The sequence below is a fragment of the Clostridium sp. genome, assembly GCF_018372875.1.
Taxonomy (GTDB): domain Bacteria; phylum Bacillota; class Clostridia; order Clostridiales; family Clostridiaceae; genus Clostridium.
The window spans coordinates 15,253-33,298 of record NZ_JAHAIF010000002.1 but is presented as its reverse complement, the minus strand read 5'-3'; the positions used below and the strand labels follow the sequence as shown (position 1 = coordinate 33,298).

The following is an 18,046-nucleotide window of genomic DNA, read 5'->3' as shown; positions in this document are numbered from 1 at the left end:
CGTATATAAGGAATAATGTAAAAGGAGTTTGAGAATTTACTTGATAAGAAGGGTGGTAGAACTTTGAATAATTTAAATTTAGTAAAAAGAGAAAATAAAACATCTCACTGGGCAAAAAAAGAAAGAAGAGCAGGAAAAGTTCCAGGAGTATTATATGGAAAAGGTGTTTCAAACCTTTTATTTGAAATTGGAGAATTAGAATTAAGTAGGGAAATTTCATCAACTGGTGAACATGGAATAATAAATTATAGTATTGAAGGGGAAGGACATAAAGCTTTATTAAGGGAAATACAAAGAGATCCTGTTACACATAAGATTATTCATGTTGACTTAGAAGAAATTGCAGGGAATGATACAATTCAATCTGAAGTGCCAATTCAATTTGTTGGTGAAGAGTGGATAAGTAAAAGAGGTGCAATACTTCAAAAGGAACAAGAATTAGTTAGGGTATCATGTAAGGCAGATGAGTTACCTAAATCTATAAAATTTGATGTATCTAAAGGTGGATTAGGTTCAGTATTTAGATATTCTGATTTAGAAGTAGGAGAAGAAATTTCTATCCTAGATGATATAAAAGGAGTAATTGCATCTATTAGCAATGAAAAGAAATTAACTTCTGAATTAGGAGAAGAAGAGAAGGAAGATAATTAAAAGACATGTTTTCATGTCTTTTTTTCTTATAATAGATTAGTAGAATAAACTAAATTTGTTATAATTCGTTGTAAACTTAATCATATATTTGTATAATATACCTGTACAGAATTTAAGGAGGGATAGCTTTGTATAAAGAAAAATACAATGAATGGATTAACTCAGATATAATTAGTGAAGAAATAAAAAATGAACTTAAGAATATTAAGGATGAAAAAGAAATCGAAGATAGATTTTATAAGGATTTAGATTTTGGTACAGGTGGTTTAAGAGGAATTATAGGTGCTGGAAGTAATAGAATGAATATATATACAGTGTCAAAGGCTACACAAGGATTTGCTAATTACTTAAATGAAAGTTTTGAAAATCCATCAGTTGCAGTTGCTTATGATTCAAGAAATATGTCAAAGGAATTTGCTACAGCAGCTGCATTAACTTTATGTGCAAATGGTGTTAAGGTATTTTTATATGAAAGTTTAAGACCCACACCTGTATTGTCTTTTGCAGTTAGACATTTAAATTGTAAAGGTGGAATTGTTGTTACTGCTTCTCATAATCCAAAGCAATATAATGGATATAAGGTTTATGATGAATTTGGTGGGCAAGTAACAGATGAAAAGGCTAATAAAATAATCTCACTAGTAAATGATGTTAAAGATTTTTCAATGATAAAGAATATGTCAGAAGAAGAGGCTTTAAACAAAGGATTACTAGTATATATTGGAGAAGATGTTGATAAGGCATATATTGATGAAGTTAAGAACCTAACAATAAGAAAAGAGTTAGTTAAAGAAAACGCAAAAGATTTAAAAATAATATATACTCCAATTCACGGAAGTGGAAATATTCCTGTAAGAAGAGTATTATCTGAACTTGGATATTCAAACGTAAAGGTTGTTAAAGAACAAGAAGAGCCAAATGGAAACTTCCCAACAGCACCATATCCAAATCCAGAAATGCCGCAAGTATTTGAATTAGCATTAGAAATGGCAAAACAAGAATCACCTGATATTATTTTTGGAACAGATCCAGATTGCGATAGAATAGGTGTAGTTGTTAAGGAAAGCAATGGAGAGTTTAAAGTATTAACTGGTAACCAAACAGGATTACTATTAACTCATTATGTGTTAAGCGCATTAAAAGAAACTAATAGTCTTCCAGAGAATGGAGTTGTAATAAAGACTATTGTTACAACAGAAGGAGCTAGAAAGATAGCAGAAGACTTTGGAATAGAACTTATGGATGTACTTACTGGGTTTAAGTATATAGGTGAAAAGATTCGTGAATTCAGAGAAAGTGGAGATAAAAAGTACTTATTTGGATTTGAAGAAAGCTATGGATATTTAGCTGGTGAATTTGTAAGAGATAAGGATGCTGTTATTGCTTCAATGTTAATAGCAGAAATGACTTTATATTATAAAGAACAAGGCATGAGTTTATATGAAGCTTTAATAAAGCTATATGAGAAGTATGGTTTCTATAAAGAAACATTAATATCTATAGAATTAGAAGGTAAAGAAGGACAAGAAAAGATTGCTTCTTGCATTGATGCATTAAGAAATTCTTCTATAGAATCAGTAGATGGAGTTAAAATTTCTACTAAATTAGATTATAAGTTAAGCGTAGAAGAATCTAATGGGGTAAAATCAGAAATAAAACTTCCAAAGTCTAACGTATTAAAATATATATTAGAAGATGGATCATCTTTCGTAGTAAGACCTTCAGGTACAGAACCAAAGATGAAAATCTATTTAGCAGTTAAGGGAAGCAGTTTAGAAAATGCTGAATCAGAAATTGAAAGATTTAAATCAAAAGTTATGGATATAATAAACGAAAAGTTAAAATAGTGAGGAAAATGCTATCATTTATTAAATGATAGCATTTTTTTTGTTTTGGGGTATAATTATAAGAGACATAATGTGTTTAATGGAGGAAGAGATGGATTACAAATCAGTATTTAAAGAAAAATTAGGAAAATTATTATTTTTAGAATTGAATTGGGATGGTTTTAAAAAAAGTGTCGGTATTCCAGAGGGGGTATCCCTAAAGACTAAAGATTTATATATGCCAATAAGCTCAAGTTATGTAGCTAGTCATGCAAATGACACATATAAAATAAGCAATTTACCTATTTATTATTTTATTGAAGGAATGCTTTTATCATTAGGAGCAGATGAGAATCTTAGATATTGCGAAGACTATATAATTATTTTTAATAATTTAAAGGATAGCGAAGAGTGTGGTAAGGCATTAGTAGCAAATAAGATTAAAAGTGATGAGTTAATTGACGCTTATTTATTACTTAAGGGGCTTTATTTAGCAACAGGAAATGAAGAGTATTATAAGAGACTTTTATTAGTTGGAGAAGCTCAAAGAGAGAAGGATAGCGCATTTTCTGAGATTATTTTAGTCGATATAGAAGAAGGTAAGAGTGAATTTATTGATTTACCAGATCCTTATCTTTATAAGGCTATAATATTAAAGTCTAAAGGTGACTTTAAGGGAGCTAAGGTAGAGATAAATGAATATGTAAATAAAGGGGGAGAAGTAACTTCTGAAATAAAAACTATAATTAATGATATAGACAATGTTTCTTCTTATGAAAAAGCTATAGAGTTATTGGATGAAAGTCCTGAAAAATCAATAGGGTTACTACTTTCTTTAGTTGATGTTTTTGATAGTAATCCACTATTGTATTATTATTTAGGAGTAGCCTATAGAAAGCTTGATAACTTTGAAAAAGCTATTTATTACTTAAATGAAAGCTTGAATATTGAATCAGGAATATTAGAAGTAATTAATGAATTAGGTGTAAACTATGCTTGTTTAGGAGACTTTGAAACTGCAATTAAATACTTTAAGAAGGGATTTGAAGCTTCTAAAGATGTTGAGATATGTACTAATATAGTAATGTGTTATCTAAATTTAGGAGATAAGGAAAATGCAAAACTACATTTAGATATAGCTAAAAAGTTAAATCCAGAGGATGAGGTTGTTGTAGACCTTGATAGAATGCTAGCTAAGTAGAGGAGCTATTTATGTATACAAATATTTTAGGATATAAGGTGTTTAATAAAAGTAAAAGTGAACTATTAAAAAAAATAGATGGTATGGATAAGGTTAATATTGTTTCTGGAAACCCAGAAGTTCTATATAGTGGCTTAAATAATGAAATGCTTAATAATAGCTTTAATTCGGAGTATTCTATAATTATTCCAGATGGAGTAGGAACGGTTATAGCATCTAAAATAGTTAAAGAACCAGTAGAAGAAAAAATAGCTGGAATTGAGGTTATGCATGAAATGCTTCTTAAGTGTGCAAGGGAAGGAAAAGGAGTTTATCTTTTAGGTGCACAAGAGGAAGTGTTACAGGAATGTAGAAAAAATCTTGAAAAAACTATTGAAGGATTAAAAATAGTAGGACTTCATAATGGATTTTTTGATTTAGATAATTGTAAGGACATAGTAGATGATATAAAGAAAAGTAATCCATGGGCTTTATTTGTTGCAATGGGATGTCCAAGGCAAGAAAAGTTTATAGAGGAACATATGGATGAATTACCTTGTACATTTTACATGGGGGTTGGAGGTAGCTTTGATGTATTTGCAGGAAATACTACTAGAGCCCCTAAATGGATGATATCTCTAGGACTTGAATGGTTACATAGAGTATTAAAAGAGCCATGGAGAATTAAAAGACTTATCTCTATACCAAAGTTTTTATGGAGAGTAGTAATAAAGAGATAGATATTTTGAGAGGAGATTATTAATGGTAAATGAATTAATAAAGTGGGGATTTCTTATATACTTAGGTATAACTCCATTAATACCGGATACTATAAATTCAAAATATAGAATAATGGATATATATCTTGTTTTACTAGTATGTGTTTATCTTATAAATATGTTAGTAAACTATGAGAGAAGAAATAAGTTATGCAATGACTTAAAAAGTTTTTTTAAGGACTCAATAGTAATATTTATGTTATTACTTATTGCTATCATGGGAGTTTCTACTATATATTCTACAGATAAAAGTTTGGCAATACAAGAAACTATTAGATTTGGTACTTATATAGCAATATTATATTACTTTATAAGTGAAATTGATATAAAAAAGGATTTGGAAAAAGTAGTTAAGTTTATTTATTATCCTGCCTTTATTATTGGGGTATTAGGAGTAATTCAATTTATTACAGGTAAAGGAATAACAAGGTATGCTAATGGAGTTGCAAGAATTATAGTCACATTAGACAATCCTAACACATTAGGAATGTACTTTGCTGTACTATTATTTCCTTTAGTAATGATTGCATTTTATGAAAAGCGTACAGTAAAAAAAGTGATAATAGGGTTAGTATGTCTTATATTTGTATTAAATATTGCCTTTAGTTTTTCGAGAAATGCTTGGTTTGCATTAGTTGTTGGAATATGTATTTTAACAATTATATATAATTGGAAATTTATCATTGGATTATTTATAGCAGGGGCTGGAGTTTTATTATATCCACCATTAAGTGTAAGAATAGTAGGACTAGGTAAGGCTGTAATGAATGATGGAAGATTAAAGCATTGGGGAATAGCTTTAGAAATGTTTAAGGATAAACCATTAATAGGGGTTGGAAATGGAAACTATGTTACATTACATCCGGAATACGTGAAGCTTTTTCCTAAATTTATTGTTCCAGGGGAAGAAAATTATCCTACACATAATTCTTATTTTAAAATATTATCTGAACTTGGAATTTTAGGTTTTATTCCATTTATGCTTTTACATACTACCATATTTATAAGATCTATAAAGGTATGTAAATTATATTCTGAAAAGTATAAAGGACTTATAAAAGGATTAATAGTAGCATTGTTAATTTTCTTCCAAGCAAATTTATTGGATAATATGTGGTTTGTGCCTAAAGTAACATTTTTATATTGGATTATAGTTGGTATCTTAATTTTATTATATAGAAATAAAAAGGCAGCAAAATAATATGAGAAGACAGTGTTTCTACACATTATTTTAATTTAAATCGAGACATTGTATAGGTGATTTATGAATAAGATTTTAAAAAACTTTTTAAGTACGTCAGTAGCTAATATAATAGGACAATTGATAGGCTTTGTTAGTATAGCATATTATTCTAATATTTTACTTGAATATAACTATGGGATGATAACTTATGCTCAACAATTTATATTATATTTTACTATGATAGTTCTATTTGGGGTACAAACCTTTGGGACTAGATTAGTTGTACAAAATGATAAGGACTATGAGGATTTAGTTAGTGAACTATTTACATTTAGATTTGTTATAGCAGTTGTATGTTGTGTTATTTGCTTAATTATGTCATCATTTTTATCTAATGATTCAAAGTTTCCATTAATAATAATATTGTGGAGCATTATATTAATACCAACTTCAATGAATTTTGACTGGTTCTTTTCTGGAATTCAGGACATGAAGCATAATGCTGTATATAATTTGTTAAAAACAATTGTGCCAGCAGTAATAATATTTATTTCAGTTAAATCTAGTAATGATATTTATATTATACCTATAGCTATGGTTATTGGAGTTTTAAGTGGTGCACTTTATTATTATGTTATTTTAAGAAGGTACAATATAAAAGTACATTTTAAGTTTAGTAATAAAATATTTAAAAGGTATTTTGTTATAGGAATTCCGTTTTTATTATCTGGGTTATTAGCTATGGTAAATGGAAATATAGATAAGATAATTTTAGGTGCTAGTAATTCAAGATTTGGAGATTTAGGTATATATCAAGCAGCATATAATTTTATTAATTTTATCATAACATTCATAGGAGTTTTATTTTTGCCTCTATTTCCATATTTGGTTAGATCATATAGTGAGGGAAAAGAAAAAATAAAGCGAACTATTAAATTAGTTATGAAGGTTGTATTGATGATAACAATACCTATTTCTTTTGGTGGTTTTATTTTAGCAGATAAGATAATTTTACTATTTTATAACGAGCAATATTCACCAGCAATTGAGCCGTTGAAAATATTAATGATATATATTTTTATAATATCAATAAGAGAAGTATATGCATATTCCTTAAATGCCTTTGGATTGGAAAAGAAATATCTAAAGGTTGTAGGAATATCAGCAACTATTAACCTTTTATTAAATTTAGTTTTGATTCCTAATTATGGATATATGGCTGCAGCTTTAGTTACAACACTAACTGAGGTTATAAACTTAATTTTAATGAGAGCTTATATAAGAAAAATAGTAAAGTTCAATGACATAAAGCAAGTTATTGTACTACTGATCCCGTCTATAGTAATGGGATTAGTACTTAGTATTACAAGAATATTTATAAGCAATATATTTGTTCTTATATTAATATCTATAGTTATATATTTTATTACATTGTTTACATTAAAAATAGTAACTATTAATGAACTTAAGGAAGGGTTTAAGGATTAAATACTATGAGAAAAAGATATGGAATGATATATTTGAAATCTACCAATGTCCATTTGGTAAAAGATATGGGAATGATTCCGTTTAAGTTATATGAAAAGTATGGATATGATTCATCATTAATAACTTTCAAAAATGGAGAATATACTTTTCAAAATGATGTAGTAAAAGGCTTGAAATTAGAGTTTGTTAAAAATAGATTTAATAGCTATGCTTTAGATGGAAGTATATATTTGTTAAAGAATAGTAAAAACTATGATATTCTTCAAATGTTTCACGTTACTTTATCTTCTTTTTGCTATGCATATATTTATAAGTTTTTAAATAAAGAAGGAAAGCTATACTTGAAATTAGATTGTAGTCACTTATTACCGGAAAGAATAAGTAACTTGAACAAAATAGGTAAAGTTTTTTTGAAAAAATTCTTTAATAAGTTTGATTTAATTACAGTTGAGCAAGAAAAGATATATAAAGATTTAATTAATCAGCTACCTTATTTAAAGGATAAGCTTAAAATATTACCTAATGGTGTGGATTTCAAATTATTAGATTCTTTAAATATACGTTATGATTATTCAGCTAAAGAAAATATAATTTTAAGTATAGCTAGAATTGGGGCTGAAGAAAAAAATACTATGATGCTGTTAGAAGCATTTAAAAATATTCCCTTAGAAATAAGAAAAGGGTGGAAGTTAAGGTTAGTTGGCCCTATAGAGGATGGATTTTTAGAGGTATATGAAAAATTTTTAAATGAAAATTCTGGGTTAGAAGATTCTATAGAACTTATTGGGAATGTTGATGATAGGTCAGCGTTATTTAATGAATATAAAAAAGCAAAGATATTTTCTTTAACATCTGATTTTGAAAGTTTTGGAATTAGCTTTATAGAAGCAGCTGCTTTAGGTGATATAATCGTTTCAACAGATGTAGGAATTGCTTATGAAATAGTAAATAAAAGTGGTGGAATCTTAGTTAAGCCTGGAGATGAAAAGGACTTGACTGAAGGTCTGATTAATTATATGACCTGTGGTGATTTGAAAAAGACTTCGGATAAGACATATAGTGAAGCAGTTAATAAATTTGATTGGGATAATATAATTGATAGACTAAATAAATATTTAATATAGCTTTGTATGCTTTATTATAGCTATACCTTTAGTTATATAGTATAAAAATATGAAAGAGAGAAATTCTAATACTGAATAATTTTATAGGATGGTGTTTAGTAATGGAATTTTTCGATGTTATAAAAAAGAGGACTAGTATTTCTAAATACAAGGATAGTAAAATTTCAAAAGAATCAATAGATAAAATGATAGAAGCAGCTATGAGAGCTCCATCATGGAAAAATAGGAGCGCATTTAGAATTATAATAGTTGATGACAAAGATAAGAAGGATGAGATTGCAGAAACCATAAGAAATAAAGATGATAAGGCATGTAATGCTGTAAAAGAGGCATCAATAACTATGGTTATTATTGCAAAACCTGATGATTCTGGTGAGGTTGAAGGGAAGGATTTTTATCTAGTAGATGGTGCTATTGCTATGGAACATATAATTCTTGCAGCAACAGCAGAAGGATATGGAACATTATGGATTGGTGCTGTGGATGAAGGTGAGGTAAAAGATATACTTAAGATACCTGATGAATATAAGATTATTGGTATAACTCCAGTAGGTGAGATAGCAGAAGAAAAAGAACATCATAAAGCAAAGGATCGTAAAGAGTTTGCTTTTAAAAATGAATACAATAATCCATATTAAAATCTAAGGGTAACTTGTAAAAAGTTACTCTTTTTTTTATAATTAGATAAAAACTAGAAGGTAGGTAATAGTATGAGGTTTAAGGATTATAAAATAGATGAATTTTTGGTAGATTTATCATCTTCATCACCATCTCCAGGTGGAGGAAGTGTAGCAGGTCTTGTAGCTGCTCTTTCTGGAAGTTTAAACTCAATGGTGTATTCATTGACTGTAAATAAAAAGTCTTTTGAAAGTTTGGATGGAGAAACAAAAAAGACAGTACTAGACTTTAAAGAAGCAAGTGGTAAGTTTATAAAGAAGTCAATGGAATTAATGGAACAGGATAGAGAATATTTTAATAAACTTATGGATTGTTATAAACTTCCTAAAGCTTCTGATGAAGAAAAGAAAATGAGGAGTGCAGCTATAGTTCAAGGAACAGTTAAAGCTATGAAGGCTCCTTTAGAACTTGCTAAGGAGTGTTACAATTTTTATGACAATATAGATGTAGCTGTAAAGTACGGAAATAGAATGCTTATATCAGATGCAGGATGTGCAGCTATTCTTTTACATGCAGCTATTGAAAGTGCAATTGTAAATGTTAAAGTTAATTTAAATTCACTAAGAGATAAGCCTTTTGCAAAAAGTGTTGAGTCAGAGTTAGTTGAATTAGAAGAGAAATCAATTAAGAGAAAAGACAGTATTGTAAAGAAAATGAATAATGAAATATATCCATTTTAGTATTTTAGCAATAAAGTAGTTAAAGTTTGATCAGAACATAGAAGCCTTTGAAGCTTTGAAAGATGGAAGAGAAGATGCCTTAGCTTATAATAAAACTTTGAGGCCAGCTTATGGAGATACAGTTGATAAAAAGGATATAATTATAGAATAAAGCCTTTCATTAATTCTTATAAATATAACAATATAAGAATATATATTTATAAAAATATATAAATACTAGAAAAAAGTATAGGGAAAAATTCCTATACTTTTTGTTTGTGAAATTTTATTCAGGCAGCTCATCAAGAGATTTAAATACATAGCCTTCAGCTTGTAGATCACTTAATACTTGCTTCATAATTTTTGTGTTTGTATTTGAAACTGCGTGAAGCAATAAAATTCCTCCAGGATGAGCACCTTTTTTTATTTTTTCTATAGCAAAACTTTCACTAGGTTGATCATCAACTAACCAATCTTTATAAGCAAAGCTCCAGAAGATAGATTTATATCCTAAAGCTTTTGTCATCTCTAAAGATTTCTTTGAATATTTTCCCATTGGAGGTCTAAAGTATTTTGGCATATCTTTTCCTGTTAGCTCTTTAAATGCATCCTCAACATCAGTTAATTCCTTTTTAAATTTTTCAGCATCAGTAATTGAAGCCATAGATGGATGATGATTAGAATGATTACAAACTAAGTGACCTTCATCAACCATTCTCTTTATTAATTCAGGTTCGCTATCTATGTATGGCTTGACAACAAAAAAGGCAGCTGGTATTTTAAGTTCCTTAAGAGTATCAAGTATTGCTCCAGTGTAACCTTTCTCATACCCTTCATCAAAAGTTAAATATAAAACTTTTTGAGAAGTGTCACCTACATAATATCCTCCACATTCTTTTAAAAATGATACAGATTCTTTTGCAGGTTCAGGTGTTTCCCCTTTTACTCTTGCAACGTAATACCAATTAAGTTCTGTAGTGTCACTAGCTGTAAGAGCCATAACATTCATAGGAATTATAGAAACAATTAAAGCTATTAAAAGAGCAAATACAAATAAATTTTTCTTCATATAATCACCTAATTTCTTTTTGAATTTCAAGGTTATTATTTGTATTATGTCCACCTAAAATACTGGAATAATATGCAACAACTTATTTATGCTATTTGGAAAAGTGTGTTGGAGTATTAACTATATATAACGAATGTTTTGCCTAACAGTATTATTTAAATTGAGAATAAAAAGGACTTAATTCCTCCTTTTTATTTTATTTGATATAAAGGAAATCTAAAACATGGTGAAAGGTATTGAAAAAAATCAAATAAATACATATAATTAGACTTATGATGTAAACAGTGGATGCATTTAAGTTAAGTAACATTGCATATTTAGGAAAAGCAATGGTTTAAAAGTTTGAAGTTTAAACACTAATAGCTTTTAAACCATTTTTTACGACATTAGGTGGAATGTTTTTAGGAAGAAAGGAATGTAAGAATATGAAATTAGGAATAGTAGGTTTACCAAACGTAGGGAAAAGTACCTTATTTAACGCAATTACAAAGGCAGGAGCAGAATCAGCTAACTATCCATTCTGTACTATAGAACCAAACGTTGGTGTTGTATCAGTACCAGATAAGAGACTAGATGTACTAGAAAAAATGTATAATACTAAAAGAAAAGTTTATACAGCAATAGAATTCTATGATATTGCAGGACTAGTTAAAGGAGCTTCTAAAGGAGAAGGTTTAGGAAATAAGTTCCTTTCTCATATAAGAGAAGTAGCTTCAATAGTACATGTTGTTAGATGTTTTGATGATGAAAATGTTGTTCACGTAGAAGGAAGCGTTGATCCAATAAGAGATATAGAAACTATCAACTTAGAGCTTATATTTTCAGATTTAGAAATTCTAGAAAGAAGAATGGAAAAATCATTAAAGCTTGTTAGATCTGGTGACAAAACAGCTAAGGCAGAATATGCAATAATGGAAAAAATAAAGGCTCAATTAGAAAAGAATTTACCAGCTAGATCATTAGATTTTACTGAAGAAGAAATGGTATTTGTAAAAAGTTTATTCTTAATAACTTCAAAGCCAGTTTTATATGCATGTAACATATCTGAAGATGATTTAATGAGTGGAAACTTAGAAAATGATTATGTAAAGAAAGTTCAAGAATATGCTAAGGCTGAAAAAGCAGAAGTTATGATAGTATGTGCTAGCCTTGAAGAACAATTATCAGGTCTTGATGAAGAAGAAAAGGCAGAAATGCTTTCAGAATATGGATTAGATGAATCAGGATTAGATAAGCTTATAAGAGCTTCTTATAAATTATTAGGACTTATGAGTTTCTTAACAGCTGGTGTTCAAGAAGTAAGAGCTTGGACAATTAAAGCTGGAACAAAAGCTCCACAAGCAGCAGGAAAGATTCACTCAGATATTGAAAGAGGATTTATTAGAGCTGAAGTTGTTGCTTACAACGATTTAGTTGAATGTGGTTCAGAAGCAAAAGCTAAAGAAAAAGGTCTTTATAGATTAGAAGGAAAAGACTATATAATGGAAGATGGAGATGTAGTTAACTTTAGATTTAATGTATAAAGTAAACTGCGGTTTTAAAGAAGAGATATCTTTTTAGATGTCTCTTCTATTTTTTTTGAAAAAATGCAAATTATTTCGCAATTATAGAAGGGATTTATAAAGTTTTCTCGAATATTTATAAAAAAGTGGGTAAAAGTGGTGTAAAGTGGTTGAAAGTAGAGCAAAATCACTATAAAGTATATAGAGGAGTACAAAAATGTTTATTGGTGAATATCAACATGCCTTAGATAGTAAAAACAGAATGATTGTACCCTCCAAGTTAAGGGAGGAGCTAGGTAATAAGTTTGTTATTACAAAGGGGCTAGATGGATGCCTATATGCTTACCCACAAGATGAATGGAAAAATTTAGAAGAAAAGATGAAAACTCTACCTCTTACCAATAGAGATGCTCGATCTTTTGTAAGGTTTTTCTTTGCAGGAGCATGTGAAATAGAGATGGACAAGCAAGGAAGAGGATTGATTCCACAAAATCTTAAAGAATATGCAGGAATAGAAAAGGAAATAGTAAGTATAGGAGTATTAACTAGAGTAGAAATATGGAGTAAAGAAAAGTGGCAAGAATACAATGATTCTAATGTTGATTTTGAATCAATTGCAGAAAAAATGAGTGACTTAGGAATATAAGGAGTTTTGACAATGGAATTTAAACACGTTTCAGTTTTATTAAATGAATGTCTTGATGCCTTAAATATAAAAGATGATGGAATTTATGTAGACTGTACCCTAGGGGGAGCAGGTCATTCATCTCATATATTACAAAGGTTATCAAAGGATGGTTTATTGGTAGGAATAGATCAGGATACAGATGCTTTAAAAGCAGCTGGTGAAAGATTAAAGGAATATGAAAATAAGAAGTTAGTCCATAATAATTTTCATAATATAGATAGTATTTTAGAAGAATTAGAAATACCAAAAGTTGATGGAATATTAATGGATCTTGGGGTGTCCTCTTATCAATTAGATGAAGGAGAAAGAGGCTTTAGTTATATGAAAGATGCTCCTTTAGATATGAGAATGAACAGAGAAAGAGAGTTCTCTGCTTATGACATAGTTAATAGTTACTCCATGGAGGATCTTTGGAGAATTATAAGAGATTATGGTGAGGAAAAGTTTGCAAAAAGGATAGCGGAATTTATAGTTAATAGAAGAGAAGAAAAGCCAATAGAAACTACTCTAGAGCTTGTTGACATAATAAAGGCAGCAATACCTGCAAAAGCTAGAAGAGAAGGTCCTCATCCTGCTAAAAGAACCTTTCAAGCTATTAGAATTGAAGTGAATGGGGAGCTGGAAATTTTAAATAAAGCTATTGAAGATGGGGTAAATAGGTTAAATAAAGGTGGAAGAATGGCAATTATAACCTTCCATTCCTTAGAAGATAGGATTGTAAAGTTAAAGTTTAGAGATCTTGCAAATCCGTGTACTTGTCCAAAGGAATTCCCAATCTGTGTATGTGGGAAGAAACCTTTAGTTAAGCTTATATCAAGAAAAGCTATTGAACCATCAAAAGAAGAAGTAGAAGAAAATCCAAGAAGTAGAAGTGCTAAGTTAAGAGTTATAGAGAGATTTTAGAGATTAGTTATAAAAAAATGGGGATGTGAATAAAATGAAAGTAAAAGAGTATGAATATATAAGAGGGAATACAGCAGCTCAGCCAAGAAGAAGTAGTGAAACTGACAGAAAAAGATATGAGGAACTACAAAAGGCAAAGAGAGAAAGAAAGAGAAGAAAACGTGAAGAGGAAAGACGTAAGAGAAGGGGTGCACGTCAAATAGCCGCTGCAATTGCAATATTAGGATTTATAACAATAGCAAGAGATACTAAGGTATATTCAATGCAAAATGATTTAGCAAAACTTAACAGCGAAATTAAAAGCGTTGATGATGAAAATGAAGCATTAAGAGTTGAACTCCTAAAAGTAGCATCATTAGATAATATCAAAACTAATGCTGAGGAGAAATTAGGGATGGTAGTAGCTACAAAGGATGAAATGTTACAGATGGATTTATCAGGAAACTATTTTGAAGATTTAGAAAATGATGAAACTAATGCAAAAGATAATAATAAGAGTGGATTGTTTGCTAAAATAATGGATGCACTAGATTAATAGTAGCATCCCTTATATTTTATATGACTTAGCTACTGGAACAATGATAGATGGAGGAATATGAGTGAAGAATAGTAGATTCAGAGACAAAGCTTCAATGAAGAAGAGAATGAGTTTGGCTCTAGTAGGGTTGACGTTTCTATTCTTTGTTTTAAGTGTAAGACTAGCTTACATAATGATTGGAAAACATGCTGAATATTCTGCAATGGCCAAGGAGCAGTGGACAAGCGAAGTAAAAATTGATGCTAGAAGAGGGAGAATATTAGATAGAAATGGTGTGGAACTAGCTGTTTCTGCTAATGTTTATAGAGTTGATTTTGACTTAAATGCAATTAGATCATACTATAAAAACAGCATAGAAAATAATAATGGATATAAGTCTAGTGCAGAGCTTGCACCTTTAATTGCTGAAGCAGTAGGTATGGAAACTAAAGATGTTCAGAAAAAGTTGGAAACAAAACTTCCAAGTGGTAAAGATGCAGGTGCAGCTACTTTAATAAGAAGGATAGAAAAAGAACAAGCTGATAATTTAAAGAAACTAATAAAGGATAAAAAATTGTCTGGAATAATTGTTTCGCCAGATACTAAAAGATATTATCCTAATGGGTCTTTTTTGTCCCACGTTTTAGGATCAACAAATAGTGATGGTGAAGGTCTTACAGGGATAGAGTTACAATATAATAGTGTACTTTCTGGTGTTCCAGGAAGAAAGATAACTGAGCTAGAAAGTCAAAGTGGAGGATTCCCTTACACAATTTCACAATTTACTAATCCCGTTGATGGAAAAGATGTAACTTTAACCATAGATGAAAATATACAATTTTTTGCTGAAAATGTAGCCTCTCAAGCATTAATTGATCATAAGGCTAAGGCAGTTTCTGTTTTAGTAATGGACCCTAAGACAGGAGAAATACTTGCTATGGTAAATAAACCTGATTTTGATCCTAATAATCCTTATGATGGAATAGAGAATTTTACAGGAGAAACTGACGGAGAAAAACTTCAAAAAATGTGGAGAAATAGGTTAGTAAATGATACCTTTGAGCCAGGATCTATATTTAAGGTAATTACTGCTATTACTGCTATGGAGGAAGGTTTGGTTTCAGAAAATGATACATTCACCTGTAATGGAAGTCTAACATATGGTAATAGAAGAATAAAGTGTTGGAAGTCTGGAGGACATGGTACTCAAACATTTGGAGAAATAATTCAGAATTCATGTAACGTTGGATTTATGCAGCTTGGTGAAAAGATTGGTAGTGAAACCTTAGTTGAGTATATTAAGAAATTTGGTTTTGGACAAATTTCTGGTGTGGATTTACCAGGTGAAGCAAAGGGAATTATAAAGAAGGCTGCAGATATGTCAATTACAGACTTAGTTACAATATCTTTTGGACAAACTAACACAGTAAATTCTGTTCAATATATGGCTGCATTTAATACTGTAGCTAATGGAGGTACATGGATTCAACCTCATATAATGAAAGAAATTACTCATAAAGATGACAATGGAACAAGAGTAATTGATGAATCCTTTGAAGCTACAACTAAGAGATTAGCATCTGAAGAAAATACAGCTCAATTAAGAAAATACCTTGAAAGAGTTGTTACTTCAGGATCAGGAAAAGGTACTTTCATGGAAGGATATCATATTGGTGGTAAAACAGGTACTGCACAAAAAGTTGAAAATGGTACTTATTCATCTTCCAAGTATTTATCAACTTTTGTGGGTATGGCCCCTGTAGATGATCCAAAGGTAACTGTCATGATATCTGTAGATGAACCAGGAACTGGAGTGTATTATGCAGGTCCTGTATGTACACCATATGCTAAAACTTTATTTACAAATATATTCAATTACTTGGAAGGTAAGTTCTCATCAGAAAATGCTGTTTCAATAGTAAAAGAAGTTACAGTTCCAGAAGTAAGAGGAAAGAATATAGAAGAAGCTAAAAAGATTATAAAAGAACAAAAGTTAGAGTGTGAAGTTGTTGGAAATGGATCCTATGTAAAATCAATGACACCATTCCCAGGATATGCAGTAAAAGAAGGATCGAAAATAACACTTTATACTGAGGGCGAATCAGAAAACTTAACAAGAGTTATAATGCCTGATATTAGAGGATATTCTTTAGAGAAAGCATCAGCGCTATTAGGCTCACTAGGACTTAAGTATTCGGTAGATGGTGAAGGAATGGTTCAAAGTCAAAGTATTCCTTATGGTGAATTAATTGAAAAAGGAACAACAGTTAAACTTGAATTAAATAATGACTATGGAGATTAATGAGTAAGAACTTCTTTTAATAATTAATAGAGGTAAAAAATGATTCTTCAAAAGCTTTTAGAAAAAAGCAATTATACAATAATTCAAGGTGATTTAAGTGTAGATATAAATGGTATTAGTTATGATAGCAGACATGTAAAGAGTGGAGATATCTTCTTTTGTATAAAAGGTTTAAAAAAAGAAGGCCATAAGTATGCTAAGGAAGCTGTTAAAAAAGGTGCAAAAGTGATTGTATGTGAAGAAGATATACAATTAGATAATAAAGAAACAACTATAGTAAAGGTGGAGGAGACTAGGAAAGCATTAGCTATAGTCTCTGCCACCTTCTATAATAATCCTCACAAAAAAATGAAAATGATTGGGGTTACAGGAACCAACGGGAAAACAACAACAACCTTTATGATAAAAAGCATTTTAGAAAAAGAAGGACATAAGGTAGGACTTGTAGGAACAATTTCAAATCATATAGGAAATATAATAATACCTTCAGAAAGAACAACACCAGAATCTCTAGAACTATACAAGTTATTTAATGAAATGGTAGAGAGAAAATGTGAGTATTGCGTAATGGAAGTGTCATCACATTCTCTAGCCCTTGATAGGGTATATGGAATTAATTTTGATGTTGGTATATTTACAAATCTTACTCGCGACCATCTTGATTTTCATAAAACCTTTGAAAATTATTATGAGGCTAAATTAAAGCTTTTTAAAGAAAGTAGTATAAGTATTGTAAATGTTGACGATAATTATGGAAAGAGAATAATAGATGAAATATCTGGGGAATCAGTATCCTATTCTATAAAAAGAGAATCAGATTATAAAGCCTTTAATGAAAAGTGTGAAAGTGAATTATCAACTTATGATATTAATATTAAAGGGAAAAAAGAAACTATAAAGGTTGGGTTACCAGGTGAATTTAATATTTATAATTCTCTTGGTGCTATAGGGGCTTCCCTAGCCCTTAAGGTATCTATTGAATCAATAAAAAATGGCATAAGAGATGTTGTTGTTACTGGAAGGTGTGAAAAAGTAGGAAAAAAATATAAGTTACCTTATACAATAATAATCGATTATGCACATACACCAGACGGATTACAAAATATTTTAACCACAGTAAATGGATTTAAAATAAATAGACTTATATCTGTATTTGGTTGTGGAGGAGACAGGGATAAAGTTAAAAGGCCTCAAATGGGGAAAATAGGAACAGAACTCTCTGAAATTGCAATAATAACCTCTGACAATCCAAGAACAGAAGATCCTATGAGCATTATAGGTGATATTATTAAAGGTATAAATAAAAATAACTATGAAGTTATAGAAAATAGAAAAGAGGCAATTAAAAGAGCAATTGATTTAGCACAAGCTGGAGATGTAATTGTTATTGCTGGCAAAGGTCATGAAACCTATCAAGAATTAAAAAGTGGTAAAATACACTTTGACGAAAGAGAAATTGTTGATAAAATATTAAAGGAAAAAGAAAAGGAATATTAG

Annotated in this window: 16 protein-coding genes; 15 read left to right on the top strand and 1 reads right to left on the bottom strand. The window is 29.8% G+C overall.

Translation table 11 applies throughout. The annotated features are described in order from the left end of the window. Positions 1–63: 63 nt before the first annotated feature. From KIB46_RS00810 to KIB46_RS00770, 9 genes are all read left to right on the top strand, one after another. On the top strand, positions 64–651 hold the full coding sequence (locus tag KIB46_RS00810) for a 50S ribosomal protein L25 (protein WP_291670051.1): 588 nt from the start codon (positions 64–66) through the stop codon (positions 649–651). Between the two features lie 128 nt (positions 652–779). Further along, the gene (locus KIB46_RS00805) at positions 780–2,498 is read left to right on the top strand and encodes a phospho-sugar mutase (protein WP_291670050.1); all 1,719 of its coding nucleotides are present in this window, start codon (positions 780–782) and stop codon (positions 2,496–2,498) included. Between the two features lie 91 nt (positions 2,499–2,589). Further along, on the top strand, positions 2,590–3,678 hold the full coding sequence (locus KIB46_RS00800; protein ID WP_156561179.1) for a tetratricopeptide repeat protein: 1,089 nt from the start codon (positions 2,590–2,592) through the stop codon (positions 3,676–3,678). 11 nt (positions 3,679–3,689) lie between these two features. Then, a complete protein-coding gene (locus KIB46_RS00795) occupies positions 3,690–4,397 on the top strand; it encodes a WecB/TagA/CpsF family glycosyltransferase (RefSeq protein ID WP_156561180.1) in 708 nt (235 codons plus the stop codon). Between the two features lie 22 nt (positions 4,398–4,419). Continuing rightward, positions 4,420–5,637 (top strand): O-antigen ligase family protein, encoded by a 1,218-nt coding sequence (locus KIB46_RS00790; protein WP_291670047.1) that lies wholly within the window; start codon positions 4,420–4,422, stop codon positions 5,635–5,637. A gap of 63 nt (positions 5,638–5,700) precedes the next feature. Further along, positions 5,701–7,107: a flippase gene (locus KIB46_RS00785; RefSeq protein WP_291670045.1), complete on the top strand. Its 1,407-nt coding sequence runs from the start codon at positions 5,701–5,703 to the stop codon at positions 7,105–7,107. 5 nt (positions 7,108–7,112) lie between these two features. Further along, positions 7,113–8,231: a glycosyltransferase family 4 protein gene (locus tag KIB46_RS00780; RefSeq protein ID WP_291670043.1), complete on the top strand. Its 1,119-nt coding sequence runs from the start codon at positions 7,113–7,115 to the stop codon at positions 8,229–8,231. A gap of 101 nt (positions 8,232–8,332) precedes the next feature. Next, the gene (locus KIB46_RS00775) at positions 8,333–8,869 is read left to right on the top strand and encodes a nitroreductase family protein (RefSeq protein WP_156561184.1); all 537 of its coding nucleotides are present in this window, start codon (positions 8,333–8,335) and stop codon (positions 8,867–8,869) included. Between the two features lie 72 nt (positions 8,870–8,941). Further along, positions 8,942–9,589, top strand: coding sequence for a cyclodeaminase/cyclohydrolase family protein (locus KIB46_RS00770; protein ID WP_291670041.1), 648 nt, complete (start codon positions 8,942–8,944; stop codon positions 9,587–9,589). 265 nt (positions 9,590–9,854) lie between these two features. Here the strand turns inward: KIB46_RS00770 and pdaA are convergent, their stop codons facing one another. Next, the gene (gene pdaA, locus KIB46_RS00765; RefSeq protein WP_291670337.1) at positions 9,855–10,577 is read right to left on the bottom strand and encodes a delta-lactam-biosynthetic de-N-acetylase; all 723 of its coding nucleotides are present in this window, start codon (positions 10,575–10,577) and stop codon (positions 9,855–9,857) included. Between the two features lie 485 nt (positions 10,578–11,062). On the opposite strand from pdaA, the gene ychF reads away from it, so the two are divergent. The 6 genes from ychF to KIB46_RS00735 all read left to right on the top strand — a co-directional run bounded on the left by ychF (position 11,063) and on the right by KIB46_RS00735 (position 18,046). After that, positions 11,063–12,160: a redox-regulated ATPase YchF gene (gene ychF / locus KIB46_RS00760; RefSeq protein WP_156561253.1), complete on the top strand. Its 1,098-nt coding sequence runs from the start codon at positions 11,063–11,065 to the stop codon at positions 12,158–12,160. A gap of 196 nt (positions 12,161–12,356) precedes the next feature. Beyond that, the gene (gene mraZ, locus KIB46_RS00755; RefSeq protein WP_027097648.1) at positions 12,357–12,785 is read left to right on the top strand and encodes a division/cell wall cluster transcriptional repressor MraZ; all 429 of its coding nucleotides are present in this window, start codon (positions 12,357–12,359) and stop codon (positions 12,783–12,785) included. Between the two features lie 12 nt (positions 12,786–12,797). Then, on the top strand, positions 12,798–13,730 hold the full coding sequence (gene rsmH / locus KIB46_RS00750) for a 16S rRNA (cytosine(1402)-N(4))-methyltransferase RsmH (RefSeq protein WP_156561187.1): 933 nt from the start codon (positions 12,798–12,800) through the stop codon (positions 13,728–13,730). A gap of 34 nt (positions 13,731–13,764) precedes the next feature. After that, on the top strand, positions 13,765–14,265 hold the full coding sequence (locus KIB46_RS00745) for a cell division protein FtsL (protein ID WP_156561188.1): 501 nt from the start codon (positions 13,765–13,767) through the stop codon (positions 14,263–14,265). A 64-nt stretch (positions 14,266–14,329) separates the two neighbouring features. Next, the gene (locus KIB46_RS00740) at positions 14,330–16,549 is read left to right on the top strand and encodes a stage V sporulation protein D (RefSeq protein WP_291670037.1); all 2,220 of its coding nucleotides are present in this window, start codon (positions 14,330–14,332) and stop codon (positions 16,547–16,549) included. Positions 16,550–16,588: 39 nt separating this feature from the next. Further along, positions 16,589–18,046, top strand: coding sequence for a UDP-N-acetylmuramoyl-L-alanyl-D-glutamate--2,6-diaminopimelate ligase (locus KIB46_RS00735; RefSeq protein ID WP_291670035.1), 1,458 nt, complete (start codon positions 16,589–16,591; stop codon positions 18,044–18,046).

Coding starts and splice junctions, on each gene's coding strand:
- KIB46_RS00770 (WP_291670041.1), top strand. CDS start 8,942: ATGAGGTTTAAGGATTATAAAATAGATGAATTTTTGGTAGATTTATCA.
- KIB46_RS00735 (WP_291670035.1), top strand. CDS start 16,589: ATGATTCTTCAAAAGCTTTTAGAAAAAAGCAATTATACAATAATTCAA.
- KIB46_RS00745 (WP_156561188.1), top strand. CDS start 13,765: ATGAAAGTAAAAGAGTATGAATATATAAGAGGGAATACAGCAGCTCAG.
- KIB46_RS00795 (WP_156561180.1), top strand. CDS start 3,690: ATGTATACAAATATTTTAGGATATAAGGTGTTTAATAAAAGTAAAAGT.
- KIB46_RS00790 (WP_291670047.1), top strand. CDS start 4,420: ATGGTAAATGAATTAATAAAGTGGGGATTTCTTATATACTTAGGTATA.
- KIB46_RS00785 (WP_291670045.1), top strand. CDS start 5,701: ATGAATAAGATTTTAAAAAACTTTTTAAGTACGTCAGTAGCTAATATA.
- KIB46_RS00780 (WP_291670043.1), top strand. CDS start 7,113: ATGAGAAAAAGATATGGAATGATATATTTGAAATCTACCAATGTCCAT.
- KIB46_RS00800 (WP_156561179.1), top strand. CDS start 2,590: ATGGATTACAAATCAGTATTTAAAGAAAAATTAGGAAAATTATTATTT.
- pdaA (WP_291670337.1), bottom strand. CDS start 10,577: ATGAATGTTATGGCTCTTACAGCTAGTGACACTACAGAACTTAATTGG.
- mraZ (WP_027097648.1), top strand. CDS start 12,357: ATGTTTATTGGTGAATATCAACATGCCTTAGATAGTAAAAACAGAATG.
- rsmH (WP_156561187.1), top strand. CDS start 12,798: ATGGAATTTAAACACGTTTCAGTTTTATTAAATGAATGTCTTGATGCC.
- ychF (WP_156561253.1), top strand. CDS start 11,063: ATGAAATTAGGAATAGTAGGTTTACCAAACGTAGGGAAAAGTACCTTA.
- KIB46_RS00775 (WP_156561184.1), top strand. CDS start 8,333: ATGGAATTTTTCGATGTTATAAAAAAGAGGACTAGTATTTCTAAATAC.